Here is a 1,229-nt window from a genome sequence, read left to right as displayed (position 1 = left end):
TGTAGGCTTCCCTAAAAATCGGACAGTTGTTAATTCGAAATTATTAACTTTAAACAAAACTGTCAAGTATGAAAACAAGTAATTTTAGTGAGAGCCAAATCATTAAAGCTCTCAAAGAAAATGAACAAGGAAGATCAGTAAGTGAAATCTCTCGAGAATTAGGTATTGATAAGAGCACGTTTTACTATTGGAGAAAGAAGTATGGAGGAATGGAAAAACAGGAGTTGAAACGTTTAAAAGAACTTGAAGAAGAAAATCGCAAGCTTAAACAGATGTATGCAGATGTTAGTTTAGACAATAAAATGCTCAAAGATATTCTGTCAAAAAAGTTCTAAGCCCATCTGATAAAATAGAAAGGGCAAAGTATCTGTTAGAGCAATATAAGTTATCCATTGTTCGTATTTGTTTATTAGTTGGACTATGCCGATCGATGTGGTATTATCAAAGTAAAAAAGATGATACAGAGGTCATTGATAAGCTAAATGAATTAGCAGAACAATACCCTACTCGCGGCTTTGATGAGTACTACAATAAGATACGCAGAGAAGGACTTATATGGAATAGAAAAAGAGTTCTACGCGTTTATCGCTTAATGAAGCTAAGTCTAAGACGAAAACATAAGAAACGTTTAATAACAAGAGTTAAACAGCCTTTAGAAACACCACAAGTACTCAATGAGTGTTGGAGTATGGACTTTATGAGTGACTTACTTACAGATGGCAGAAAAGTACGCGTTTTTAATGTATTAGATGACTGTAATAGAGAAGCAATAGCTATTGAAGCTGGATTAAGTTACCCTGCAAGAGCAGTCATAGAAACACTTGAAAACCTAAAACAAGAAATAGGTACTCCAAAGTATATTAGATGTGATAATGGACCTGAGTTTATCTCTAAAACCTTTGTAAATTGGTGTGAGAAGAATTTTATAGAAATTAAATATACTCAGCCTGGCAAACCAATGCAGAATGGATATATAGAACGTTTTAATCGATTTTTTAGAGAGGATATATTAGATGCTTTTTACTTCAATGATATCTACCAGTTACAAAGATTGGCTGATAAATGGAGAGAGGATTACAATTTTAACCATCCTCATAAAGCATTAGGAAATAAATCTCCTAAAGAATATAAACCCAGATTTGATGAAGAATTTAAATTCTTCATCAAATCTGAACATAATAAGAATTATTTGTCGAATTTAGAGGTGTCCTAAAATAGGGAAGCCTACA

Annotated in this window: 2 protein-coding genes; both read left to right on the top strand. The window is 32.6% G+C overall.

What is annotated here, in order from left to right:
* The first annotated feature begins 68 nt into the window (after positions 1 to 68).
* Positions 69 to 335, top strand: a complete 267-nt coding sequence (locus HX062_RS16100; RefSeq protein ID WP_006261795.1) for a transposase — start codon at positions 69 to 71, stop codon at positions 333 to 335.
* 14 nt (positions 336 to 349) lie between these two features.
* Positions 350 to 1,213: an IS3 family transposase gene (locus tag HX062_RS16095; RefSeq protein WP_353620077.1), complete on the top strand. Its 864-nt coding sequence runs from the start codon at positions 350 to 352 to the stop codon at positions 1,211 to 1,213.
* The last annotated feature ends 16 nt before the right edge of the window (positions 1,214 to 1,229 follow it).

Source organism: Myroides sp. DF42-4-2 (genome assembly GCF_030326445.1).
Classification (GTDB): Bacteria; Bacteroidota; Bacteroidia; order Flavobacteriales; family Flavobacteriaceae; genus Flavobacterium.
This window is presented reverse-complemented; position numbering and strand designations above follow the sequence as displayed.

Excerpts from the sequence above, each read along its gene's own strand:
- HX062_RS16100 (WP_006261795.1), top strand. The coding sequence starts at position 69 with ATGAAAACAAGTAATTTTAGTGAGAGCCAAATCATTAAAGCTCTCAAA.